The sequence below is a fragment of the Amycolatopsis marina genome, from assembly GCF_900111885.1.
GTDB lineage: Bacteria > Actinomycetota > Actinomycetes > Mycobacteriales > Pseudonocardiaceae > Amycolatopsis > Amycolatopsis marina.
Genome location: NZ_FOKG01000010.1, coordinates 23,665 through 48,402, shown reverse-complemented (window position 1 = coordinate 48,402; position 24,738 = coordinate 23,665). Strand labels below are relative to the sequence as shown.

The 24,738-nt window shown below is 66.8% G+C and carries 22 protein-coding genes; 5 read left to right on the top strand and 17 right to left on the bottom strand.

The window, feature by feature from the left end; translation table 11 throughout:
* Positions 1-8: 8 nt before the first annotated feature.
* Complete coding sequence (locus BM199_RS17555) at positions 9-1,271, bottom strand: cytochrome P450 (protein ID WP_091674340.1); 1,263 nt, start codon at positions 1,269-1,271, stop codon at positions 9-11.
* Complete coding sequence (locus BM199_RS17550) at positions 1,271-2,029, bottom strand: alpha/beta fold hydrolase (RefSeq protein ID WP_091674339.1); 759 nt, start codon at positions 2,027-2,029, stop codon at positions 1,271-1,273. The genes BM199_RS17555 and BM199_RS17550 overlap by 1 nt, the downstream gene beginning before the upstream one ends.
* Before the next feature lie 58 nt (positions 2,030-2,087).
* Here BM199_RS17550 and BM199_RS17545 point away from each other — a divergent pair, with 58 nt between their 5' ends.
* Complete coding sequence (locus tag BM199_RS17545) at positions 2,088-2,792, top strand: IclR family transcriptional regulator (protein WP_091674338.1); 705 nt, start codon at positions 2,088-2,090, stop codon at positions 2,790-2,792.
* 80 nt (positions 2,793-2,872) lie between these two features.
* On the top strand, positions 2,873-3,844 hold the full coding sequence (locus tag BM199_RS17540; RefSeq protein ID WP_091674337.1) for a TIGR01777 family oxidoreductase: 972 nt from the start codon (positions 2,873-2,875) through the stop codon (positions 3,842-3,844).
* Between the two features lie 156 nt (positions 3,845-4,000).
* Here BM199_RS17540 and BM199_RS17535 read toward each other — a convergent pair whose 3' ends face one another.
* The 14 genes from BM199_RS17535 to BM199_RS17475 form a co-directional block, all read right to left on the bottom strand.
* Positions 4,001-4,795 (bottom strand): acetoin reductase, encoded by a 795-nt coding sequence (locus BM199_RS17535; RefSeq protein ID WP_091674336.1) that lies wholly within the window; start codon positions 4,793-4,795, stop codon positions 4,001-4,003.
* Positions 4,796-4,829: 34 nt separating this feature from the next.
* Positions 4,830-5,162: a putative quinol monooxygenase gene (locus BM199_RS17530; RefSeq protein WP_091674335.1), complete on the bottom strand. Its 333-nt coding sequence runs from the start codon at positions 5,160-5,162 to the stop codon at positions 4,830-4,832.
* Positions 5,163-5,192: 30 nt separating this feature from the next.
* Positions 5,193-6,218, bottom strand: a complete 1,026-nt coding sequence (locus BM199_RS17525; protein WP_091674334.1) for an NAD(P)-dependent alcohol dehydrogenase — start codon at positions 6,216-6,218, stop codon at positions 5,193-5,195.
* A gap of 26 nt (positions 6,219-6,244) precedes the next feature.
* A complete protein-coding gene (locus BM199_RS17520) occupies positions 6,245-6,970 on the bottom strand; it encodes a metal-sulfur cluster assembly factor (RefSeq protein ID WP_091674333.1) in 726 nt (241 codons plus the stop codon).
* Between the two features lies 1 nt (position 6,971).
* The gene (locus tag BM199_RS17515; protein WP_091674332.1) at positions 6,972-7,970 is read right to left on the bottom strand and encodes an amidohydrolase family protein; all 999 of its coding nucleotides are present in this window, start codon (positions 7,968-7,970) and stop codon (positions 6,972-6,974) included.
* A 189-nt stretch (positions 7,971-8,159) separates the two neighbouring features.
* Positions 8,160-9,599: an AAA-type ATPase lid domain-containing protein gene (locus tag BM199_RS17510; RefSeq protein ID WP_091674331.1), complete on the bottom strand. Its 1,440-nt coding sequence runs from the start codon at positions 9,597-9,599 to the stop codon at positions 8,160-8,162.
* Between the two features lie 125 nt (positions 9,600-9,724).
* Entirely contained in the window at positions 9,725-11,323 is a 1,599-nt protein-coding gene (locus BM199_RS17505; protein ID WP_091674474.1) for an alkaline phosphatase D family protein, read from the bottom strand.
* 158 nt (positions 11,324-11,481) lie between these two features.
* Positions 11,482-14,532: a M14 family metallopeptidase gene (locus BM199_RS17500; protein ID WP_091674330.1), complete on the bottom strand. Its 3,051-nt coding sequence runs from the start codon at positions 14,530-14,532 to the stop codon at positions 11,482-11,484.
* Between the two features lie 159 nt (positions 14,533-14,691).
* On the bottom strand, positions 14,692-15,258 hold the full coding sequence (locus tag BM199_RS17495) for a hypothetical protein (protein WP_091674329.1): 567 nt from the start codon (positions 15,256-15,258) through the stop codon (positions 14,692-14,694).
* Positions 15,259-15,353: 95 nt separating this feature from the next.
* Positions 15,354-16,301, bottom strand: coding sequence for an NAD(P)/FAD-dependent oxidoreductase (locus tag BM199_RS17490; protein WP_091674328.1), 948 nt, complete (start codon positions 16,299-16,301; stop codon positions 15,354-15,356).
* A gap of 65 nt (positions 16,302-16,366) precedes the next feature.
* Complete coding sequence (locus BM199_RS17485) at positions 16,367-16,768, bottom strand: cupin domain-containing protein (protein ID WP_091674327.1); 402 nt, start codon at positions 16,766-16,768, stop codon at positions 16,367-16,369.
* Between the two features lie 104 nt (positions 16,769-16,872).
* Positions 16,873-17,478, bottom strand: a complete 606-nt coding sequence (locus BM199_RS17480; protein ID WP_091674326.1) for a flavoprotein — start codon at positions 17,476-17,478, stop codon at positions 16,873-16,875.
* 128 nt (positions 17,479-17,606) lie between these two features.
* On the bottom strand, positions 17,607-17,729 hold the full coding sequence (locus BM199_RS34950) for a hypothetical protein (RefSeq protein WP_281245712.1): 123 nt from the start codon (positions 17,727-17,729) through the stop codon (positions 17,607-17,609).
* Between the two features lie 231 nt (positions 17,730-17,960).
* Positions 17,961-19,613 (bottom strand): AMP-dependent synthetase/ligase, encoded by a 1,653-nt coding sequence (locus tag BM199_RS17475; RefSeq protein WP_091674325.1) that lies wholly within the window; start codon positions 19,611-19,613, stop codon positions 17,961-17,963.
* 189 nt (positions 19,614-19,802) lie between these two features.
* On the opposite strand from BM199_RS17475, the gene BM199_RS17470 reads away from it, so the two are divergent.
* From BM199_RS17470 to BM199_RS17460, 3 genes are all read left to right on the top strand, one after another.
* Entirely contained in the window at positions 19,803-21,272 is a 1,470-nt protein-coding gene (locus BM199_RS17470) for an MFS transporter (protein WP_143101844.1), read from the top strand.
* A 112-nt stretch (positions 21,273-21,384) separates the two neighbouring features.
* Positions 21,385-22,578, top strand: coding sequence for a YcaO-like family protein (locus tag BM199_RS17465; protein ID WP_177242664.1), 1,194 nt, complete (start codon positions 21,385-21,387; stop codon positions 22,576-22,578).
* The gene (locus BM199_RS17460; protein ID WP_091674322.1) at positions 22,575-23,918 is read left to right on the top strand and encodes a TfuA-like protein; all 1,344 of its coding nucleotides are present in this window, start codon (positions 22,575-22,577) and stop codon (positions 23,916-23,918) included. The genes BM199_RS17465 and BM199_RS17460 overlap by 4 nt, the downstream gene beginning before the upstream one ends.
* Before the next feature lie 51 nt (positions 23,919-23,969).
* Here BM199_RS17460 and BM199_RS17455 read toward each other — a convergent pair whose 3' ends face one another.
* Positions 23,970-24,734 carry an SDR family NAD(P)-dependent oxidoreductase gene (locus BM199_RS17455; protein ID WP_091674321.1) on the bottom strand — a complete coding sequence of 255 codons (765 nt, stop codon included), beginning with the start codon at positions 24,732-24,734 and terminating at the stop codon, positions 23,970-23,972.
* Positions 24,735-24,738 lie beyond the last annotated feature (4 nt).

Below are 24,738 nucleotides of genomic sequence, written 5' to 3'. Positions count from 1 at the left end.
CGGCCGGCTCAGCCCGCGGAGACGGGCCACCGCAACGGCAGGTGCGTCACGCCGTTGATGAAGTTCGAGGTGAGTCGCGTCGGTGGACCCGCGAGTTCCACCTCGGGCAGCCGGTCGAGCAGTTCGGTGAAGAAGATCCGTAGCTGCAACCGGGCGAACTGGGCGCCAAGGCACACGTGCGGTCCCTGCCCGAACGCGAGATGTTCGTTGCCTTCACGGGTGATGTCGAAGCGGTGCGGCTCGGGGAAGGCGCGTTCGTCGAAATGCGCGGACACGTGGTAGACCACCACCTTGTCGCCGCGCCGGATGCGCTGCCCCCGCAGCCGCACGTCCTCGGTGGCCGTACGGCGGAAGCTGAGCACGGGCGGATGCCACCGCAGCATCTCCTCGACCGCGCCCGCTAGCAGCGCACGGTCCGCGCGCAGCCGCCGGTACTCCCGCGGGTGCTCCGCGAGCGCCAGCACACCACCCGGCAGCGCGCTGCGCACGGTGTCGTTGCCTGCGATCACCATGAGGAAGAAGAACATCTCCAGTTCGGCGTCGTCGAGCGAGCGGCCGTCCACCTCCGCCTGCACGAGCGCGGTCATCAGGTCGTCCCCCGGCCGGGCCCGTTTCCGCTCCGCGAGGCGGTGCGCGTAGTCGAACATGTCCCGCAACATCGCGGGAGAGCGCGGGTTCACCGGTTTTCCGTCGGGCCCACGCACCACCTCGGCATGCTCGGGGTCCTGGTAGCCAATCACCCGGTTCGTCCAGTGCAGCAGCAGTTCCCGGTCCTCGAGCGGGACACCGATGAGGTCGGCCAGGTTCGCCAGCGGAAAGTCGTCGGTGACGTCCACCGGAAGATCACACCGACCACGCGCGGCCACCCGGTCGAGCAGCACACGGGCACGCTCGGCGATGGTCGCGGCGGACCGTTCCAGCCTGCGGCGGGTGAAGACGGCCGACACCAGCCTGCGCAGCCGCAGATGCTCGGGCGGGTCCATGTTGAGGATCATCCTGCGAATGAAGGCCAGGTCGGCGGGTTCCGGATCGCGGATCTGCGTCGCGCCGAGCCAGGACGAGAACAGCTCCGGCGTGCGCAGCACGTACCGGACGTCGTCGTAGCGGGTGATCGCCCAGTATCCGGGCCCGGCGGGCCAGTCGAGCACCTCGTGCTCGTCCTGCCAGGCCACCGGCGCCGTGTCGCGCAGGTTCCGGAAGGCTTCGTGGGGCACCCCTGCGCCGAAGACCCGCGGGTCGAACACGTTCGGCAGGCCGGCGGCCGCCGTCATCACCGCGCTCCCAGGAAGTCCTCTATCGCGGTGGCCAGGGCCACCGGTGTCTCGTCGATCGCATAGTGCCCGGCGTTGCCGAAGACCACGATCTCGCAGTTCGGGTACCACTTCTCGAACGTCGCCCGCATGGTGTCCGCGCCCAGCGCTGGGTCGTGCTCGCCCGCGATGACCCGGACGGGCACGTCGCGGCCCTCGATCTCGCCGTGGAAGTCCGTCCGGGCCCACGCCTGGAGATACTCGGCGATAGCCCTCGGGTCCGAATGCTCCAGCGAGTGGCGGACCGTCGCGTCCAACCAGGTCCCGGTGAGGCGGTTGCCCGTCGTGAAGTCGATGATCGCGCGCCGGTTGCCCGGACTGTCGGCCGCGCCGGAGAACAGCTCCCAACTCTGCTCGTCGAAGGGCACACCGCTGGCGGGAACCGGTGAGATGCCGACGAGCGCACGCACCCGATCAGGCGCGTCCGCCAGCACCCGCTGCATCACGCTGCCGCCCATCGAGTGACCGACGAGCGAGAAACGGTCGAGTCCCAGCTCGTCCGCGAGGCCGATGACGTCGGCCGCGGCCTCGGCGATCGAGTACTCCCCCGGCTCCGATCTGCGCGCTCCGTATCCCCGGTAGTCCGGGAAGAGATAGCTGAACCGCTCTCCGTCCAAATAGGGCTGCAGAGGCCGCCATGCGCTCGCGGAACCGAACCATCCGTGCAAGGCGATGACGGCGTGGGCTCCATTGCCGACACGCTGGACTTCACTGGCCACGCGTCCTCCGAGTGCTATATTCGCTCCATTGGTGCTGCTTTCGCACCCTGCGAGGTGAATGGTGAAACACGCCACACACGGTGTCAACCGTCCGCCGTCCGCCTACTCCCAAACTCTGGGGCGGGGATTGCGGGTGCTCGAGATCCTGCGTGAGAACCCCGGCGGGCTCGGCGTGAACGGGATGGCCGCGGCGCTCGGCGCGCACCGCACGGTCATCTACCGGCTGCTCGGCACGCTGCGGGCACACGGACTGGTGGCGCAGGAGGCCGATGGTCGGTTCCGGCTCGGCGCGGGCCTGCTCGAACTCGCCGGCGGCGTGCGTGCCGACCTCCGGGTTGTGGCCGAGCCCCGGCTCGCGGAGCTGGCGGACGACGTGGGCGCGACGGCGTTCCTGACACTCGCCGAGGGAGACGAGGCGGTCAACACCTGCTCCGTCGAACCGCGTCGCGCGCAACTGCACGTCGGCTACCGGGTCGGGGTGCGGCATCCGCTCACCGTGAGCGCCGCCGGTATCTCGATCCTCGCCGCCCGGCCGCCCGCCGCGGGTGAGCGCGCCGCGATCGCCCGCGCTCGCGAACGTGGTTACGCGATAACCGCGGGAGAACTGGAACCGGGTGCGTGGGGGCTGGCCGTCGCGCTTCCCGTGCGAGACGGCGAAGCGGAGGCCAGTGTCGGCGTGGTGGCGCTGACCGAGTTGGACACCGAACGGGTGGCCGGCGCTGTCCGCGCGACGGTGCGGGCGATCGCGTCGCAACTGATGTAGGGCCCGGCACCAGGCATGCCGCCGCAGCCGCGGGGGCGGGTGGCACGCTACGAGACCGACGTTGACGGAGGGGACGGGTCATGAAGGTCGTACTGCCGGGCGGCACCGGGCATATCGGCGGGTTCCTGAGCCGGGCGCTGGGCGCGGCCGGACATGAGGTGGTGGTGCTGAGCCGCCGGGCCGGCCTCGGGAACGCGCCCGGTGTCCGCCATGTTCGCTGGGACGGCCGGACCGCGGGGCCGTGGGCCGACGAACTCGATGGCTGCGATGCGGTGATCAACCTGGCCGGTCGCAGCGTGAGTTGCCGCTACAGCGAGGTGAACCTGCGGGCGATGATGGACTCGCGCGTGGAGTCCACCCACGCCGTTGGCGAGGCGATCGAGAGGGCAGTCAGGCCACCGCGGGTATGGCTGCAGATGAGCACCGCCACCATCTACGCGCACCGCTTTGACGCCGCCAACGACGAGGCGACCGGCATCATCGGCGGCGCCGAGCCCGACATCCCGCAATACTGGGCGTTCAGCGTCGAGATCGCCAAGGAATGGGAGAAGGCACAACAACGGGCCGCCACACCGCACACGCGCAAGGTCGCGCTCAGAACGGCCATGGTGATGAGCCCGGATCGCGGAGGAATCTTCGATGTGCTGCTCCGGATGGTCCGGCTCGGCATCGGGGGCCCGGTGGCCGGAGGAGCTCAGTTCGTGTCCTGGATCCACGGCCGCGACATGATCCGCGCGATCGATTTCCTGCTGGAAAGGGACGACCTGCACGGGCCGGTCAACCTCGCCGCGCCCGCACCCCTGCCGCACCGCGACTTCATGCGCGCGCTCCGCGCCGCGCGTGGTGTTCCGATCGGCCTGCCCGCGACCAGATGGATGACCGAGATCGGCGCGTTCGTCCTCCGCTCCGACACCGAACTCCTCCTCAAGAGCCGCCGGGTGACCCCCGGCCGCCTGCTCGACGCGGGCTTCTCGTTCGACTTCCCACACTGGCCGGACGCGGCAGGCGACCTGGTACGGCTGACCAGGAAACAGCGGACCGGCTTACGGTGACCTTGATCCATCGCGACAGCCGCGCGGCATCCCACGAGGGGCCGTGAACGGCCCCAGCGCCATGCTCCCGCTCAGGTCGCGGGTGGGTGCGGGGGCCGCCGCGAGCTCTGCTCTTCGGCGGCCCCGCGACCCGGCCGTTCCCCCGCCGTCTGTGGGTCAGGAGAACTGGATGCCCCCGTCGATCATCACCGACTGACCGGTCATGTAGTCCGAGTCCCTCGAGGCGAGATAGGACACGAAGCCGGCCACATCCTCGGGAACCGACACCCGGCCGAGGTGGATCAGTTCGGAGTACTTCTTGATGGCCGCGCCCTTGTTCAGGCCCTCGTTCTCCGCCAGCTTCTCGTCAATGTGGTCCCACATGGCCGTGCCGACGATGCCCGGGCAGTACGCGTTGACGGTGATGTCGTACTGTGCCCATTCCATCGCAGCCGCCTGAGTAAGCCCACGCACGGCCCACTTGGAGGCGGAATAGGCCGCGAGCAGCGGGAACGGCCGGTAGGCGACGATCGACGCCGCCCCGATGATCTTCCCGCCACCGCCCTGTTCGATCATCTGCTTTGCCGCGGCCCGGTAGCAGAGGTAGACACCGCGCAGGTTGATCGACATCAGCCGGTCGAAATCCTCGGGTTCGGTGTCCAGCAACGGTTGCACATCGGCTACCCCGGCGTTGGCGACCATCACGTTCAGCCGCCCGAGATCGGTCGCCACGCGATCGACCATCGTCTGCACGGCGTCCGGATCGGACACATCCGCCACGACCGTTGCCGATCGCCTGCCCATCGCCTCGATCTCGGTGGCGACCTCCTTGAGCTGGCCACTGTTCGTCTCGATGTCGTTGACCGCGACGTCGAGACCGTCCGCGGCCAGCCGCAGAGCTATGCCCTTGCCGATACCTCGAGCAGCACCCGTGACGAGCGCGACTCGCGGTGATCCTTCGTGTACGTCCATGATCTACTCCATTTCGTCGAGCAAGAAATACGGGCTATTCCACGTTCTCCACCGACATTTCGCCGAGCCGGGACCAACCGTCCTGCGGCAATGCGGCATTGATGATCAGTGGGGTTTCGGTGAGATACGGCGGCAGCGTTCGCTGTGCGGTCTTGAAGTGCGCGGAGTTCACGTGCGCCGCACCGGCGTCCTCGTCTCGGAAGGCCTCGACCAGAACGTACTCGTTCGGGTCTTCCACGCTGCGAGCCCAGTCGTACCAGAGGCACCCTGGTTCACCGCGCGTTGCGCTGGTGAAAGCGCCGGCGATTTCCGGCCACTGATCGGCATACTCGGGCTTGATCCGGAATTTCGCCGTTATAAAGATCATTCTTTTCCTCGATGCTTGTTCGGAGACGGGTCAAGGGGTGAGGATCGCGCGGCCGCGAATGCGGCCGGCGTCGAGGTCGTCGAGGGCGTCCTGGAAGTCCTCCAACGCGTACTTGGCGGTGTGCAGCCGGACTTTTTCCTGTGCGGCGAGGGTCATCAGCTCACACAGGTCCGTGTAGGAGCCGACGAGGTTTCCGACGAAACTGACTTCGCTGGAGATGATGTCGATGGTCGGGATGTCGAGGTTCTCGCCGTAGCCGACCACGTGGTATTCACCGGCACGGCGCAGCATTCGCGCACCGTCTGTGGTGGCACCACCCTCCCCGACGAAGTCGATGACGCATTCGGCGCCGTTCCCGCCGGTCAACTCGAGCACTTCCGCGACATGCCCGCCGTCCGCGACGATTCCGTGATCGGCCCCGATCGCCGTCGCCAGCTTCACGGCTTCGGCATTGCGGTCGACGATGACGAGTTCGGCCGCGGTGAGTGCCCTGAGTACCTGGATCCCGATGTGCCCGAGTCCCCCGGCGCCGATCACGACACACCGATGCCCCGGCCGGAGTGTGCGCGCGGCCTTCGCCGCCGCGTGGTAGGCAGTCAGACCCGCGTCGGCGAGGGCAGCGACATCGGCGGGCTCCAAGGAGTCGTCGATGCGGACGACACTGCGCGCGGACGTCTTGAGGTACTCGGCATACCCACCCGCCGTGTCGATCCCGGGGAACAGGGACTGGCGGCAGTGCACGTCGTCACCCGAACGGCAGGCGGAACACAGACCGCAGGTGATCAGGGGATGCACGATCACCTTGTCGCCTTCGGTGACGTTGGTGACCGCGCTACCCACCGCGTGTACCCATCCCGCGTTCTCGTGGCCGATCGTGTAAGGAAGGGTCACGCCTGACTTCTGTGCCCACTGACCTTCGAGAATGTGTATGTCGGTTCGGCAAACCCCGGCCCCGCCGATCTTGACGATCACGTCGTGCGGCGCGGTGACCTCCGGTGCGGGCAACTCCGTCATACGGAGCTTCTCCCCGTATCCGACGACCTGGACTGCTTTCATGGTTTCTCCTTGAGGATTGTCCGCACCTATGTGTCCTGTGTGGACGAAAAGGCATGGTCGCGCGTGGAATCCGGATAACGGGTTCGCAGCAGACCGCGGCAGAAATGGGCGTTACCCTCGATCGAGATCCGGACCGAACGTGCGAACCGCAGCCGCAGCGGAATCTCTTCGGCCGGATAGGGGTTTCCGTGGTCATCCACCAGCACACGCTCGGTCCCGGCACAGCTCAGGCCGATCGCCTCCCGGCGTCGCAGGAGTGCCTCCGTCGCCCGCTCCGCCGGCAGCTCGCCGATGGTGACCTCGTGCAGGCTCTCCTCACGACGGCCGGGGTCGCTGCGCAACAGGGCGCCCAGCGCTCGTTCCACTGCCGCGGTGTGCGCCTTACGGCGGAAGGTCAACCGGAGGTCGTCGAGATCCCGCGCGGCTTCGATGCCGAATGTTCCCTGGTAACCGGCGTCCGCCGCGATACCGCGGTTGATCCGGTCCGAGTCGTGGTGATCATCGAGCATGACCACGACCTCGTTCGCTTGCGGAAGCCGGGACAGGACGTCCTTGGCGTCGGAGACCATCAGGTAGGCGAAGTTCGGTGCGCAGAACGAGGTCGGCAGCCTGAGATGCACGGTCACGACGCCCGCGGGCGTCACCGTCAGGGAGCGGACGAAGCCGAGATCGGTGATCGGCTCGTCCAACTCCGGGTCGACAACCTCGTCGAGTGCCGCCCAGGCGGCCTGTTCCAGAAGTTCAGTGGTCATCTCAGGCCGCCGCCCTTTCGGCGACCGCGAGGCTTTCCGGCACGTCGATGCCGTACATCGCGGCGGCGTTGAGGCCGAGGATCTTCTTCTTCTGGTCCACGGTGATCGGTGCGTACTCGGTCATGTCCTCCGGAATCTGGAAGTCGACGAAGCGCTCGACCAGCCATCGGGGCGTCCAGAGCGCGTAGTCGCTGGAGAACTGGATACGGTCCTCGTCGAGCCAGTACAGCAGCTCACCGATGATCTGCGCGAAGTACCGGGGCCTGCTGTGGATGAACGGCATCGCGACGGCCAGACCGGCGTGCACATTCGGTTCCTGTGTGGCGATCCAGCAGAAGTCCTCCAGTCGTGGCAGGCCGCAGTGCTCGACGACGAAGTTGAGCTCCGGGAAGTCGGTCGCCGCCTTGTCCACGTCCGCGACGTCGAACGCGTCGCGATCCAGCGGCCGGATCGTCGGTCCTTTGTGGATGTGGATGTTCCGGATGCCCAGTTCCTGACAGGCTTCCAGGTAACGGTAGGACCACAGGTCGTCCAGCTTGTAACCACGCGAACCATCCCGCCACTCCGCGGTGTAGAGCTTGCAGCCTTTGAGCCGGAACCGTTCCGCGTCGCGACGGAGCTGGTCGAGCCCCGCCTGTTCGAGGCGCGGGTCCCAGCAGTGGTTGTAGGTCAGCTTGTCCGGATACCGCTCGGCGAGGGCGAACGCCTCCTCGGCCTGACCGAATCCGGTGCGATAGAACGCCCCGAGATGTGCGGGCTGGAAGATGGCGTGATCGACATACCCATCGGTGAACAAGTCCTTCATCAGCCGATCGCCACCGTAGTAGAGGAACTCGTCGTACGGCCACAGTTCCGACTCAGGACTCAGATTGCGGTGGTAGTCGTAGAAGCAGTCGATGAACTGCTTTCCGTGGATGTTGAGCCGATTCTCGGGCCGTGCGTCCCACAGGGCGATGTGCGCATCGAGGATGAAGTACGTATCGCCGTCCTTGCTGTACATGTGCATCCTCCTGATTAATGGTGGATTCGCTGCATTGACAGGGACACTAGGCGCGGCGAGCCGAGGTGCGCACCATCGAACGTCTCACTTTGAGACGATCGTCATTTCCTCAAGATTCGTCTACAAAGGACATGATGCTGTCGGGGCCGCAGGGAAACCACTCTGTGCTTTGGTTTTCCGACGAGGTGGTCAGTCGCGTGTGCGGATACCGTACTGCGTGATCTTGCGATAGATCGTCGCTCGGCTCATGCCAAGCAGCTCCGCGGCGCGAGTGACCGTCACGCCCGGCTCGGCGAGGCAGCGGGCGATCTCGTCGCGTTCGAGGATTTCGATCCGGCTCAACGTGCGCGTCGGGCCGCACAGCACCTCAGGAGACAGGTGCCGAGCGTCGACGACGTCGCTCCTGTTCGCGGCCTCGCGCACCACCCGGCGAAGCTGCTCGGCATTGTCCGGCCAGTGGTACGTGCGCAACACACGGACCGCCGCGGGCGTGAACCGGACCTCGCGGCCACGGGCTCGTCGGCCGAAGTGTTCGGCCAACGCCGGGATGTCGTCCGGTCGGTGTCGCAGTGGTGGGAGCTCCACGACCGCGTCGACGTGGCTGGCGAGGGCGTCCGGAATCGACGCCGCGTCGCGCGCTGTGACGGTGAGCGGCCGCCGAGCGTGTGCCGCGACGATCCCGCCGAGTTCGGTGGCCGCCCACGACGGCAGCACGTCCACCTCGGCCGCGATGACACTGGTGTTGTCCTTGCCCAGTTCCGGTGTCCACAGGGTCAGCCACGACTCGGTGTCCCGGGGGTCCGGGGGCCGGGCGTGCAGGATCCGATCGTGCGGCCGCAGGCGATGCAGGGCCGCGGCCAGCAGGGTCGACTTGCCGACGCCCCGTTCGCCGACGACCCCGACGGACAGGCCTTCGGCCAGCGCGGCCCGCACCTCGGCCGCGGCGGCGTGCCACGGGCCGGAGAGTTCCGGCACGGACTCCGGCCGTGCTGCCGCGTTCATCAGGAAGACATCGCCGCGAGGGGTCGGACGTGGCCGCATCCCGTGGCCGCGCGACAGCATCAACGCCGATGTGTGCCCAGCGGCGGTCTGCGCGAGAGCGAGCAACAGGTTCGCGGACTTCTTCGACCAGGTGGTCAGGTTGACGCTTCCGAGAAGGCGCCCGTGCACGGGGTCCAGCACCGGCACGGCGGCACAGGTGTACTCCCACAGCGCGGTGCAGTAGTGCTCGTCGCCGCGAACCAGGGACGGGGTGCGGTCGGCCAGCGCGAGGCCGAGGCCGTTGGTTCCCGCCTCCCGTTCGGAGAAGGCGAAGCCGGGAGCGAGGTAGGTCTTGTCGAGGGCGTCGATCAGCGCGCGGTTGTTGCACACGCGGCTGAGCACGTGACCGTCCTCGTCGGTCAGCATCAGGCTGATCGGCTCGTTGGCGAGCGTCTCGTGCAGACCGTGGAGGACCTCCTGGCCGCACTGGAAGAACAACGACTCGTCGTCGACGGTGCCGATGAAGACCGGATCAACCCTCTCCGCGGGCGCCCCGTAGTCATGGCTCCGCCGCCACGATGCCGACAGCCGCGGCGTTCGCGCGACCAGCGCGCCACCCGTTCGGGCCCAATCGACGAGCTCATCCATCGCGCACCTCCTTGTGCACTTTCCTGGGCCTGCAGCGACTGTGACACAGGTGACCAGCCGCGCGGTGTGGTCGCCGTCTCAAAATGAGACACCGGCGCGCATACGGCCTGGCAGGGCGAAGGAGGTCAGGGGGTGAGCGGCAGCCGGGAGTGCTCCACCAGTCCGCGCGGGCCGGCGCGCTCGAGCACCGCCACCGCGTCGCGACCGTACAGGTCGAGAGTCATGATCGCGTTGCCGAAGTACGGACCGACCCTACGTTCCCACTCCACAGGCAGCGACGGTACCCCTGCCCTGCGCGCCAGCCACCGGGTCAGCCGGGTCACGGTCCGGGACCAACCGGCGCGGAAAGGTACCCGGACCACGCGGGGCGCCATGTTGTGGACCGGCGAACACGTCAGCTGATGGACCGCCGAGCGGACCCGGTCCGGAAACGCCGCCTGCGCCACGTAGGAGTGGTGGACGTCGCCGGACAGCACCGAGATCGTCGCGGGATGGACGTCGGCCCTGCTCACCCGGGCGATGAGAGCGGCCAGCCGGTCGAACGACGTGCGGAACGCGGCCCAGTGCTCGAGGTCGACGGCCTGACGGATCCGTTCGGCCCACCTACCCCTGATGCCCTCGCGGCGACACGCCAACTCGTTCATCGACTCGAGGTCGGAGATGGCGGGTGGCAACAGCCACGGCAGCGACGACCCGATGAGCAGGTGATCGAAATCGCCCTCGGCGTGCTGCTCGACCCATGTGAACTCGTCTTCGTCGAGCATCGAGCGGCGCCCTGCGCCCAGGATGCGCCCGGCCCTGGTGTCGACCACGAGCAGCCGGATCCGCCCGAACTGCCGGTCGTAGCTCCAGCGCGCCTGTTTCACACCTTCCAGTTCGTCGTCGGCGACCTCCGCGAACCTGCGCAGCGCCTCGGTGCGGTCCCCCGGCTGGTCGAGCACCTCGGCGACCACCGGATCCGTGGCCAGTGCTTCCGGCCCCAGGTTGCCGAGGTGCTGGTAGACCCAGTACGACATGAACGCGCCACGCAGTCGCTCGGCCCACCACGGTTGTCGCCGCATCTGCTCACGCCAGACATCCGACGTGTTCCAGTCGTCGCGCACGTCGTGGTCGTCGAAGATCATGCAGACGGGGATCGTGGAGAGGAGCCACCGCACGGACGGTTCCGACCAGGTCTCCCGATAGAGGTGGGCGTATTCCTCGAAGTCCGCGACCTCGACGCCCGGCGGCCGGCTCAGGTCGCGGCGCTGCGCGAGCCAGCGCCGGGTCTCCGCGGTGGTCTCGTCGGCGTACACCTGGTCACCGAGCAGCAGCAGCGCCTGCGGCCAGTCGCGCTCGGATAGCTCCCGCATCCGCTCCGCGTACCGGATCAGGGCATCGTCACCGAGAGAGGGATGCGTGCTCGGCTGGCGGCAGGAGCCGAAGACCAGCCGGAAGTGCCCTTCGTCGCCGGGTAACGTCCGGATCCGGCTGGCCGGGAACCGGCTGCCCGGCTCCGGCCACACCGTCCGGTCGTCGAGCCGCACCTCGTACTCGGTACTGGTGCCCGGTTCGAGGCCGGTCAGCACGACCAGGGCGTAATGGTGGCCGCAGACCTCGAACGTCGGCACTCGCGCGGTGTGGACCGCGACGACACACGGACCGCTCGTCTCGACCCACACGGTCGCGGACGACTCGTCGACGTGCCGCAGCAACGGCCCGAGCAGCAGTTCAACGTGTGTCACGAACGGCAAGGCTAATCGCTCGGTCCCGGATACCCAACGAGGACGAACGGGAACCGGTCACCGGTCGTGAAGCCCGACAGGTGTTCGAACACGAGTCGGCGATCACGACCGGTGACACATGTGCTGGCCACCGCCATCCTGCATCTCTGGTTGACGCGTTATGTGGCTGGTTCGAGCAGGTGGCGCAGTGCGTCACCGAGCACCTTCGCCCGCTGTTCGGCCGTCGCAAGGGACTCCAGTCCGAAACCGAGATACACGCTGTCCTCCGTGGTGACCGCGGCGGCGCGCGGTTGCACCAAGGACCGCGACCGCTGCCACGCCGCTCCGGTGTCGGCACTGCCCTCCGGTGGCGGTGCGATGGCCCACGGTCCGAGACCGTCCTCGAATCCGCTCTCCTCGGCGACCTGGCCGTCAACGGTGACGGACGTGTCGTCGAGGAAGGCTCCCACCTCACCACTGGACGGATCGGTGACATAGCTGACCGCGACCTCGACCTGCTCCCCCGCGTACCGGGACAGGTCGAACGTGGCCGGTCCCCACCCGGAACTTCCGGTGAAACCGTTCCAGGAACCACTGGTTCCCGAGGGCAGGCAGGAGTCACCGTCGACCGTCAGGTACCGCTCCAGCCACGGGTGCAACGCGAGCAGGAAACCCTGCTCACACTGCGTCGGCACTGTCGAGGTGGCCCTGCCCTCGGCGTCCGCGAGCGTCGTCCACCCATCCGTGCCCACGACTCGAGCCTCGACCATGACGAAGTCGTAGCCGGTCTCCAGATCGTAGGAGAGGTTCAGCCCGAGCGACGCGGCACCTGCCGACGACAGGTCGATCGTCCGCGTCAAGCGCTGATAGGACTGGTCGTCGTGCAGTGCGCCCGCGTACCACTCACCGCTCAACGGCTGCTCCGGCTCGGGCCCGGTCGGTACGTACCGTGCGGCCTCGCTGCTCCTGAACTGCGGGAAGTCCTCCTCCGGCAGCACGTCACCGGTCACCCGGAACTCGCCAGGTCGCTCCTGGTTGCCTGCCCCGTCGCCACCCACGAGCGAGAGGTTGCCCGCCAACGGCCGTCCGGTACCGGTGACCTCGTCCGGGGAGTTCACCGAGCTCCGGGAGAATCCGCCGAGGTAGTACTGGTAGAAGTCGTTGGAGAAGACGCACAGCCGGAACGAGCTCGACTCGGGCGCACACGGCTCCTCGGCATTGTCGAAGAACAGCGAACCATTCGGCCCGAAATAGCCCGCGTACTCACCGGTGTGCAGCAGCTTGCCACCCTCGTTCAGGAAGTCCCGGACAGCGAGTGTCGTGTCCTGCTGCACCTTGGCCACGATGTTGTCGCCCGCGCCCGGCTCGCGCTGCGTGACCACGTTGTCGCCGGTGTACCAGACGACCGCCTCGTAGTGGGCGAGAACGCCGAGCGGGTCCGGCGCGCCACGCTGGGTCATGTCCCAGACGTCGTAGGGGATGTCGTTGGCCTCCAGCGCCGCGGTGTACGCGTCGAGATGACGCGGACCGGGGGCCTGCGGCACCGCGTTCGGCACCGGCGGGTCGAAGCCCTCGTAGTCCTCGTTGGCGAGGACCAGCACCGGCTTCGCGGCCGTCCGCTCGACGGTGTACGTGAACGGTTCGGTGCGCTTGCCATGGGATTGGAACACGACCTCGACCCGGTCACCGGGTCCCGCGCCGCGGAGATCGGCCCGCACCTCCTCGTAGTGGACGTCGAAGCCGTCGCCGTACCGCTCGCCGCCGTCCCATTCACGGGCGAACGCGATACGCGTCCTGCCATCGTTGATCCGGTAGCGGACCAGGACCGGCCCCGGTCGCCGCTTGGCGATCGCGGACACGGTCTGGGTTTCACCGAACGAGGTGCTGACGGGCTTCGCGACGATCTCCGGTGCGGTGTTCCCCAGATGCGACTTCGGGTTCGCCGGGTCCGCCGTGGAGCGGGCGATGTCGAGCGCGAACGGCAGGTTGCGCTCGAACTCCTCCTGGATCAGCTCCTCGTCATCGGGAAAGTTGAACCCGCTCTGGCAGTCTTCCGGGCGCCATTCGTCGTTCGGATCGCTCCGGCTCGCGGCCTGGCATGTGGTCTGCTCCGGGGTGAAGCTGATGATCCCGTAGCGGGCCTGTGCGTGGTTGGTCGTTTCGCCGTTGGTCGTGTACAGCTCGGCTGAGACATCCGGGTCGAATCCGTCGACGCCGGGCTTCGCGTCGGTGCCCGCCAGCGTTTTGGCGATCAGGTCGTCGGGTGAGTCGGTGTTGACCTGCCAACCCACCCCGTAGAGCAGCAGCTGCGCCGCCGAGTGGTAGTTGACCAGGAAGCTGAAGTCGACCTTGCGAAAGAGATCGTCCAGCGCCCGCGTCTCGGGTTCGGAGTTCGGCGCGGGACCGCGATAGGTCTGACTGGTCGGGTTCGGTGAGGAACCCTCGTTGTCGTAACCCCAGGTGTAGTCGAAGTTCCGGTTCAGGTCCACGCCGTCGTTGACGGTGATCGCCCCGTCGCCGTCGTTGTCCCTGAGGTTCTTGCGCCAGAGCCGGTTGCCCTCGGTGAACGTGTGGTCGTAGCCGTCGGGATTGACCACGAGGACGAACCAGTACTCGTTGCGGTTGAGCAACCGGGTGATCTCGCGGTCGGACCCGTAGTTGTCGATCATGTGGTGCATCAGCCGCCGGTTCGTCTCGACGGTGATCCACTCCCGCGCGTGCTGCGTGGAGCTGTACAGTGATGCGGGCTTGGCGCCGTCCGGAAGGAACCGGGCGCCGAGTGTCAGCTTCACCGCCAGGATCTCCCGACCCTGCCGCGTCTCACCGATTGGCACCAGCTTGGCCAGGTGCGGGTTGTCGGCGACAGTGCGCCGGATCTCCTCCTCGATACCGCCGGGACCGCTGTACGGCCGGTACACGCCGTCCGCGGCGGTCTCCGGAGCGGATCTGGTACGCGCGGCCGGCTCCTTCGGGCGCAGCTCGATCCCGGTGGACCGCAGCCGTTCGCGTTGCTGGTCGGTGAGGATCAGCTCGACCCCGCCTCCTGGCACGTCCAGCACGTCGATTCCCTCGGCCCGGAGATCATGCACCTCGGCCGGAGCCAGCTCGGCAGCGTAGGCCCGGAGGTCTCCTTCCGCACCGGCCGGGGGCGCCGGAGCGGCGGAGCCCGTGGTGGCGGATCCACCGACCAGGGCCGCGGCGAGCAGCACGACAACGTATCTTCGCCTCATAGCCTGACCTTTCGCTCAGCGAACGACCCAGTTGAACCCAGGCGCACACGCATTGCAATGGCCCATTCGTCGCAAAGTTCGCCCCGGTGTGTCAGGCCCTGACGGAGCGCGCGCACGGTGTTCGGCGCCGGCTTCGGGTGCCCGGCCATCCTGGTCCCGCTACGCCTCCGGGAGCTCCCGGGGCGGCTCGTCGCCCAGCGAGTCGCGGGCCGCGGCAACGAAATCCTTGCTTGTCCGGAATCGCGCCCGGAGAACGTCGGCACGGGCGGCGCGGTCGAGCTCGGCAGCGCAGTCCTGCGTGCCGGGGTTCGCGTCGAGAACACGCCGGTGTGTCCTGAACTCGTCACCGATACTGCGCACGACATTGGCCCCCTCGGCCGCGACCCGGTCGGGCCCTTCGAGCTGGACCCGGATATAGGCCTCGTCCAGCCCTCGGCGAGCGGTGAAACCGGCCTCCCAGCGTGAAGATCCGGCGAATGGCGCCGCCAGCCAGCCTTCGTCGAGCACGCGGTAGGCCGCATCGGCCTGAGAGAGGAACTGTTGGTACGCCTCACGTCGCAGCTCACGCCGTTGTGCACCACGCTCCTCCGCCTGCTGTTCTCGCGCCAGCAGCCGCTGGTGCCGCAGCTGCCTCCCGTTCGACCAGGCCGAGACCATCCCGGTCAGCGCCGCCGCGGCGAGTGTGGACAACGAAGTGATCAAAGCGACCGCTACCGTGGCATTCACGCCGTCATCATGCCGTACCTGTTTCCTGGCCTCAGCAGCCGGAAATGACGAACCCCCGCCGGTGAGGATCACCGGCAGGGGTGTCGAGCCACTTTCTAGGCAGGGACAGGGTCGGGCCGAGTGGTGGTGTCGGTGGCGACCAGGTTCTTGTCGGCCGCGATCGCGGCGATCGTGCCGCTGGACGTAGCCGTGCTGACAAAGGGGGTCGGCATCGGCAGGCTCGCCCTGTGTGCCATGTCCCCGGCGGCGTACACACCCGGGACACTGGTCAACTGGAAGTCGTCGACCGCCACACAACCGTCCGGCAACAACTGGCATCCCAGCCTGCCGGGCAACTCGGAGCGTTGCCTGAACTGGGACATGGCGAAGAGTCCGTGCCGGGGAAGCGACTCGCCCGATTCGAAGACCACATTCTCCAGCCGCTCGCCGTTGGACTCCAGCCGGACGACCTTCTCGCCGCGGACCGCCACGCCGTTGTCCGCCAACCGGGCGAGGGTCGATCCGTCGAGCTCGTCGCCGCGACCGTCGGCGCACAGGACCACGTCGGAGCTGAACCTCCGCAGGTGCAGTGCGAGGTCGACCATCAGGGGATCTGAGTACAGGACGGCGATCGGCGTATCGCGGATCTCGAAGCCGTGGCAGTACGGGCAGTGGTAGACACCGCGCCCCCACAACTCCCCGATGCCCTCGATCGGTGGCAGGTCGTCGGCGAGGCCCGTGGCGAGCAGCAGACGCCGCGCCTGGACGGCCGAGCCGTCCGTCAACGTCAACTCGAACCCGTCGCCATCTTTCAGCGGCCTGGTGTCGTCGACCGTCACGTTCCGGATCTCCACAGTGGAGTACTGGTCGAGTTCCGAGTGGGAGATCTTGCGGAACTCACTTGGCGGTGTGCCATCACGAGTGAGGAAGTTGTGCATGTCCGCGGCGGGTGCATTGCGGTACTCGCCGGAATCGATCAGGAGGGTCGGCCGGAGCGCGCGGCCGAGGGTAAGGGCAGCGGAGAGACCGGCCGGTCCACCTCCGATGACGATCACGTCGAACACTGGGACCTCCTTGAGGTCGGCTTGACTGTTCGTGCTGGCATGTGAGTGGACGCGGCTTGGCGTCACTACTGCTGTTCGGGCCTTCGCACGTGCATGCCCTCCGCTTCCGCGTTCTGCGCCACTGCCGCCCCTGTCCTGCGCAGTTCCTCTTCGGGGCTGAACATGATGACCTCGGTGTGGGCCTGGTGCTTCAGCGGGACGTGGCCGGGTGGGGTGTAGAACGCATCGCCTGCCTCGTAGACCTCTTCCTGGTCGCCGAGGCGAACGGTCATCCTGCCCTTGATGACATATCCCCAGTGCGGGCATTGGCAGCGGTCTTCTGGCAGTCCTTTGAGGAGCGAGGTGGCATCGATGTCCTCGTCGAACACGGTGAAGTTGGCCGAGTAGCCGTCGAGAATCTCGAATCGATCCCTGACGGGGCCGACCTCCTCGATCTTCGATGCGCTGTCCCATGAAACCTTAGGCATGTCTGTAGCTCCTTCGTTCGATCGAGCGGCATCGGCCAGGTGTGGGAAACGTTAGGCGCAGCGATGCCCGATGCCCATCTCTCAGATTGCCGAGTCCGCGCCGGTCAGTTTCGACCCGATTCGCGCTTGTGCTCGGCGACGGTGGCCAGCACGTTGCCGGGAATCTCCCCAACTCCGGAACCCACGGTCCGGCTGGCGCGCGAAGCGACGGGGCCAGGTTCCAGGACATGATGTCCGTCGCCGCGAAGGGTGTCGACCGCCCGGCGTACAGCGGGACTGGTCCACATGCGGGCGTTCATACACGGCTGGAAGTAGACGCCGGGACCATGGGCACAAATCAGCGCGGTCACCAATGTGTCGGCTATACCGGCGGCAGCTTTGGCCAGGGTCGTTGCGGTGGCGGGCGCGATCACCAGGGTGTCGGCCTGTTGCAGCAGAGTCACATGAAGTGGTTTGTCGATCCAGTCCGCGTCGGTGTACAGGGGTACCGGCAAGTCGGAGACGAACAATGCGGCCGCGGTCCGAGTGGCGACCACGGTGATGTCGTTGGCGTAGCGCAAGGCCTCCTCCGCCAGTTCCCCGGTCGACTCGGCGGCGCTTGAGCCACACACTCCGATCAGCAAGGAGCCCAGAGGCATGGCGGTCATGATTTGCCCGGACGATGACTGCACCTGTGTGCGCGGCTCGTCATTGGTGGAATTTCGTGTCATCCGTCATTCCTTCATGTGCTGACGCGACCGACCGCGTAACCGCTTTTTCTGCTCACAGAGGCACCGTGAAACTGCGCCATAGACATTAGGGTGGTGCCGCGTTCGCGGCACCACCCTAAGAGTTTGCCTTAGCTGTCGCAGGGCTCTCCGGCCATGACCGACGGAGCGGTCGCCGCGTCGGAGAAGTCGACCGAGGTCGCGCCGGCAGCCGTCAGCAGCTCGTTGTCGGAGATCTGGGCGATGTCAATCATTGTTTCCTCCATTTTGTTGAGGGAGTAATTGCCCGGACGGGCAATTACAATAATGTCGCCGTCAGACCTGGAATACCACTCCTGGATTGCGGCGGATGTTGCCCGGCTCGCGGGTCGCGCGATGACAGCATCGAGTACGCGGTAGTCCACATTGCTGCTGCCGCCGTGCTGGGGGCACGCAGCGACGAGCAGAGGGCGGAGAGCGGGTAAACGCAAGCGATCGGTGCCACGTCAGGTGGTCGACGCGTAGAGGGCGTCGATCTCGTCTGCGTACTTCTCCGCGATAGACCTGCGCTTGAGTTTCATCGTCGAGGTCAGTTCCTCGCCGCCGGCTTCCCAGAATGTCGGCAACACCGTGAACTTCTTGATCTGCTCGATCCGGGACAGTTTCTGATTGCCCGCGTACACACTGGCTCGGATCTTCTCCAGCACCTGCTCATCCTTGGCCAGGATGACCGGATCCGCCGCAACACCGACTTTGCTCGCGAACGCCACAGCGGCGTCTGGGTCCAGAGTGATCAGCGCTACGTTGTATGGTTTGTCGTCACCGACGGCCATCGCTGGTCCCATCAGCGACGTGCCCTCCGCAATGGCGTGCTCGATGTTGCTCGGCGACATGTTCTTCCCGCCGGAGTTGACGATCAGTTCCTTTTTCCGGCCAATGATCCGATAGTTGCCGTCATCGTCGGTTTCGGCGAGATCGCCGGTGTGCAGCCAGCCGTCCGGGTCGAGCGCTTCCGCGGTCTTCGTCGGGTCCTTGCGGTAGCCCCGCATCATCCACGGCATGCGCACCAGTAACTCGCCGTCCTGGGAGAGGCGTGCCTCGGCGCCAGGGGCAATCGTGCCGATGGTGCCGATCCTGGACCCCGAAGGAGATGATCCCGCACCGAAACCGCACTCGGACATGCCCCAGCCAACGGTGACTGGCACCCCGAGCTTCTGCCAGAAGGCGTAGACGTGCTCCGGGATCGCCGCGGTGCCCGTCAGCGCCCACTTCAGGCGGTCGAACCCGATCTTGACACGGATCGCGTCCAGGAGACGCGGCTCGCCCGCCGCGAACGCGGCGGCAGCCTTCTCGTCGGTCAGCAACTCTCGCTCGAGATGGGCCTTGAGCTTCTCCCACGTCCGTGGCACGGCCGCGAAGGTGGTCGGATGTACCTCGGCGATCGCCTCCGTAAGCCGACTGGCGTCGGCCACGCTGATGACCTGCGCGCCGCGCGCGATGGCGTAGTAGTGGCGGAAGAAGCGGTCCCCCGAGTGACTGGAAGGGAGGTAGGAGATCGCCGTATCCCCCGCTTCCAGTGGCCAGATGGTGGCGATCGAGTCGATCATCCGAAGCCAGCCCCGGTGTGTGTGCTCGACACCCTTGGGCGGGCCGGTCGTCCCTGAGGTGTAGATCAGACACAGCAGGTCGTCCGGCTCCACCGCACGCCAGGTGGCCTCGAATTCGAAGCCCGACGCGGGCCGCAGCCGGTCCAGATCACCGTCCTCGACAACCAGCAGGTGTTCCAGCGGGGCTCCGGATGCCTTGATCCGGCCGGCGAACTGCCGGTCGCAGACCACGACCTTCGTACCGGCATGGGTGAGCAGGTAGTTGATCTGCTCCGGCGAGCTCGTGTTGTAGATGGAATACGTGGTGGCGCCGAGATGGGAGGCCGCGACCTCGGTCAGGTTGAACTCGGGGCGGTTGGTCAGCATGGCCGCGAATGTGTCGCCCCGCTTCACTCCGAGCGACGCCAATCCGGAGGCGATCCTGCGCACCTCGTCGCCGTACTCCTTCCAGGTCAACCGGATGCTGTCGTCCGGCGTGCGCAGCGCGACGTCTTCCGGATGTGCCGCCACAGTCCTTTGGAACGCTTCGGGGAAGGTTCTCGGTCGCGACATTTCGTGGTCTCCTCAGTTCAGTGGCATTCTGATCTGATGCTCCGATCGCTCCGGCAGGCGTCTCTTAAATTGCTTTGCCGTGCTACGCAATCTTGAAGGGTATGAACGGAACCGAAGTTCCCTATCGTGTTTCAGGGTGAACAAAACAGGAGTTCACATCCCGACAACTCGGTAACCTCAGGAGACACGGTGACGTCATCACGCCCACCCACTCGACGGTGGCTCGCACTGGCGCTGTTGGCAATGACCCAGTTCGTACTCGTCGTCGACACCGCGATCGTGATCATCGCCGCCCCATCGATGGAGGCTGACCTGGGGTTCACCCCCGAGGGACTCTCGTGGGTAGCGAACGCATACGCCCTCGCCTTCGGTGGCTTGCTGCTACTCGGCGGCCGCGCCGGCGATATCGTGGGACGTCGCCGAATGTTCATCTGGGGCCTTTCACTGTTCGCGGTGGGCTCGCTGGCCGGTGCGCTCGCCACCTCACCGCTGTGGCTGATCATCGCCCGAGCGGTACAGGGCATGGGTGCCGCGGCAGTGTCACCCGCGGCACTTGCTCTGGTCATGACCCTGTTCACGGAACAAAAAGAGCGGAACAAGGCCCTCGGTATCTGGGGGTCGGTGGCCGCCACGGGCGCCGCCACCGGATACGTCTTCGGTGGCCTTCTCACCGAGTGGTTCGGTTGGCAGGCGGTGTTCTGGGTCAACCTCCCCATCGTGGCCGTGGTGGTGCTGCTGGCTCCACAGTTGCTTCCCGAGACCAAGGATGCGGTCCACCGTTCGTTCGATATCGCCGGAGCCGTCACCGTCACCGGAGGTGTTTCGCTGGCGGTGTACGCGTTGATCAATGCCGCACATGTCGGCTGGGCCTCCGCGCAGACGCTCGGCCTGTTCACCGCGGCCGCGGCACTGCTTGCCGCGTTCGTGGCGATCGAGGCACGCAGCAGTCAGCCGCTCATCTCGCTGAAAATCTTCCGGATCGCGTCGCTGCGCAACGGCAACGGTCTCACGCTGCTCACCATGGGCGCCATGACGCCCATGTTCTTCTTCCTCACCCTGTATCTGCAGCACGTACTGGGCTTCACACCGATTCAGGCCGGGCTGGCCCAGATGCCGGCGGCGGTGTGCTTCGCACTGCTGGGAACCCATGTCGGCAAACTGGTCAGCCGGATCGGATACCGCATCCCGGCAACGGTCGGCGGACTGATCGCCGGGGCAGGCATGTTCTGGTTGGCCCAGGTCGAGGTGAACGGCAACTACTTCACCGACGTGATGGCACCGCTGACCATGACCGCGTTGGGTGCCACGCTCGGCGTCATCTCGCTGATGATCGCCGCCACCGCCGAGGCACCGCTGGACAGCGCCGGCCTGGCTGCGGGACTGGTCAACGTCACCCAGCAGATCGGCGGCGCGGTCGGGTTGGCGGTGCTCAGCACGGTCGCGGCGACAGCCAACTCACGGGCGACCGAGCGAGGCGGTGACACCCTGTCGTCGTTCACCGACGGAGTCAGCACGGCCCTCACCGTCGGTGCTGGAATCGCCGTAGCCGCCGGCGTGCTCGCCCCGGTGCTGCTGCGGAAGGCGCGCCGAGGAACCGCCGCACCCGATGATTCGGCCACAACGCTCGCGGAGAACGAAGTCGCGGCCGCGGGACATTAGCCACAGTTCGGGTAAGCAACGGAATGCGCTGTCGGAGCCCCAAACCCGGAGGACAATGATGGTATCTCCGCACGTCGCGTCGAGTATTGGTCCTGTCGTCCTCCCTGGCACGTTGCGGGACCGTTCCCCCGAGGACACATGGGAGTTCGTGCGGCCCAGGATGCGTGAGTACGGGGTCACCAGGATCGCCGAACTCACCGGCCTCGACATCATCGGCATGCCGGTGTACATGGCCGTGCGACCCCTCGCGACCACAGTGGGTGTAAGTCAGGGCAAGGGCGCTACTCCTCTGCTCGCACGACTGTCCGCCGTCATGGAAGCCATCGAGATGTCCGTCTGCGAGCGGTACTTCACCACGCCCGACGCCTTCGTCGCGCAGGCCGTCGAGCTCGATCTCCCGTACGCCACATCGGAGACAACCCCCACCGAGCGCTCGATCATCTCCGATCGCTTCCCGCTGCGCTGGGTCCCGGCGGTCTCCCTGGCCGATGGGGAGCCGACGTTCGTCCCCCTCCGCTCGGTCGCGATGGATGGCGTCTCCGACGGCACCTGGCGACCATCGACGCAGTTCTGCTCGGCCAATGGACTGGCCAGCGGCAACACCCTCGCCGAAGCCACGATCCATGCGCTGCTCGAGGTCATCGAAAGGTACTCGACAGCGGGTGTGGCGAAAACGCCCATCCGACAGCGAAAAGTGCTGGATCTACGCACCCTGCCCGACTGCTGGAGTCGGGATCTCGTCGAGCATCTCCATGACATCGATTTCTGGGTGGAGGTCGTGGACTGTTCGGTCGTACCAGGCGTGTCTGCGTTCGCCGTCTTCCTCTGGCACCCCGACATGCCGAGTCTCTATGCGGGATCTGGGAGCCATTTCCTGCCTGAGATCGCTGTCCAGAGAGCGTTGACCGAGGCGGTCCAGAGCCGCATGTCGGTGATCAGCGGCACCCGCGAGGACATCGGGAGTGTGTCCTATCGAGGCGTGCGGCGTCCCGTCCCGCCCCTGCCCGTCGAACCGAACCACTCGTGGAACGCGATCCCCACTCCACCAGTGGATGCCAGCGTTCCGAGCGCGGACATGCTCGCCTGGCTGGTCGACCAGGTGAGCGTGATGTCGGGTCGTCCGGTGCTGCGCGTCGATATGACCCCGCCCGGGGAACCCTTCGCCGTATGCAAGGTGGTCGCGCCCGGGCTTCCTGAGCTGCTTCACGAGGCGAACGAGGAGCTGCCCCGTCACCCCGATCCGGAGGACACGCAACCGCGGCCGACGAGCACCCATCCGCACGACAGCGGCGAAGGAGCCTCATGACGATCCACGTGTTCGCCGGGCCCTCACTGTCCGGCTCGTCCGTGCTCGACCTGGACGGTGTATGCGCACACCCCCCGATCGCTCACGGCGATCTCTACCGTCTTCGGCCGGGAACCGACGACTCTGTGCTCATCGTCGATGGTGTCTACCAGCACACCGCACCGGTCCGGCACAAGGAGATCCTCGACCTGTACGCGGCCGGTGTCCCCATCTACGGGGCCGCGAGCCTTGGTGCGCTGCGCGCATGCGAACACCAGGACCACGGTATGACCGGACTGGGCACCGTATTCGCCTGGTACAGGGATGGCCGGCTGATCTCCGATGCCGATGTCGCGCTCACGCACGGCGATGCCGATGTGGGCTTCCGGGCCTTCACCCACGCGCTCGTGAGCATCATCGGCGTGACCGACCGGTTGGCGGCCGCCGGCCATCTCGATCCGACCGCGGCTTCACGGGTCGTCGAGCTCGCCCGGTCGCTGCACTTCAGCATCCGCACCAACGCGGCCCTGCTGGCGTCGGCAGGCGAGCAACAGCTGGCTGATTCGGTGCGGCTCGTCGTCGACGAACTGCGCAACGACCGGCTGGGCGACATCAAGCGAATCGACGCCGAGAGCGCGATCCACGACCTTCTTGCCGGAAGGGTGCTGGCGCCATCAGCCGGTGAGATCGAGGTACCGCTCACCACTTACCACAAGGAGTGGCGGCTCCAGCACACCCCGGCCACAGCCGATATCGATGGCCCGACCCGACGCCAGTTGCTCGCCTACGCGCAATTGTTCCTCCCGGACTTCCCGGACCGCCACACCGCGCACGTGCTGGCCAATCTGCGCCCTGAGTACCCGGAGGTCGGGCTCGCCGCGTACGGCAGTTCACCGGCGACCGGGTACGACGTCTTCCTACCGCCCTGGCTGGATGCCCTGTCAGCCGATGAACTCGTTCGCCGCGGCATCCTGGCTCGTGGCGAACTGGAGACCCTCGACGAACACGACCGTGCGATTCGGGTACTCGTGCGCACATTTCGGAGACGCTCGGGGCGGCTGGTCTACGACGAGGTCCCGCCCGAACTGGATCCCGACATGACGGAATTGACACAGCAGAGCGCCAGGCTGCTCCGCTTGAACAGTCAGGCGATGCGGCGCAACCCGAAGTTCCACCCGGGCGACATCCCCACCGACCTGATCGATGCGAAGTTCGCCGAGCTGTGGCGCACGGACGAACTGCCGACCCACGTGCTCGACCGCGGTTTCCGGTCCCTCGAGGAGTTCCGCGAACAAGCACGGCCGTACTTCATCGCCGCCCGAGCGTTCGTAGCGATGCGGGACGAGCCGTTGAAGGTCTGAAAGGGAGCGATCCGCACTCCAGGTCCGGGCTTACGATGACACGTCCTGCCCTCACTGCCCACCGGTGACCCGCACAACCTGGCCGGTGATGTTGCCATTGGCAGTCGAGCCCAGGAACAGGATCGACTGAGCGACATCGTCGGGTGTGGACAGACGTCGCGTCGGTGTGGCGTCGGTGACGGCGTCGACAAGGCTGGGCGGCAGCGACCGAAGCGCCCGCTCCGTCGTGGTGATGCCCGGCATCACCACGTTGACCAGAATTCCGGCAGGCCCGAGTTCGGCGGCAAGGCTGCGGCACAGTCCGTGCAACCCGGCCTTGGCCGCCGCGTAGGGTCCGGTGCCGGTCGAGCCATGTTCGACCGCTCCGGAAGAGATCAGCACCATCCGGCCTGCTTCGCGTCGGCGCATCCCTGGCAGTACCGCGCGAACCACGTGGAAGGCGCCCTCGAGGTTTTGCCGGAGGATGTGTTGCCATTGCCCTACCGGAATGTCTTCGAATGCTGTGTCCGTGCCTGGGGTCCACTCTCCGGCGTCGTAGGCATTGTTGACCAGCACGTCTATGTCGCCGGCCCAGCCTTGCACGGTAGCGACCGCCGCCGCGATGCCGGACGGGTCACCGAGGTCCAGCGCGACCGGTAGCGCCTGTCCGCCCACCGACCGAACCTGTCTGGCGGTCTCCTCGGCAGCCGCGCGATCCTTTCGGTATGTGATACCGACTTGAGCGCCGGTAGCGCCATACGCCACCGCGGTCGCCCGGCCGATCCCGGCGGACGCACCGGTGACCAACGCGGTCACGGCGCCTCGAGTTGTGTGCATATTT